General features: G+C 63.9%; 1 pseudogene. It reads right to left on the bottom strand.

Annotation, left to right across the window (positions count from 1 at the left end):
• Window positions 1-205, bottom strand: a pseudogene (locus WDW90_RS41370) (MFS transporter); the annotation flags it as partial.

Below are 205 nucleotides of genomic sequence, written 5' to 3'. Positions count from 1 at the left end.
CGTGTCCCCCACGACGCCCGCGAAGAAGACGCCCGAGGCGAAGATGGCCGATTTCTTGATGTCGAGATTGAATTCGTGGAGGAAGTAGGACGGGATCCAATTGAGAAACAGCCAGAGCGTCCAGCCGTAGCAGAAGTCGGTCAGGGTGACCGGCAGCATCCGCCTGAGCAGCCGCCGCCACGGCACCGCCTTGCGCTCGCCCGCG

Source organism: Methylobacterium nigriterrae, assembly GCF_037106235.1.
GTDB lineage: Bacteria > Pseudomonadota > Alphaproteobacteria > Rhizobiales > Beijerinckiaceae > Methylobacterium > Methylobacterium nigriterrae.
This window is presented reverse-complemented; position numbering and strand designations above follow the sequence as displayed.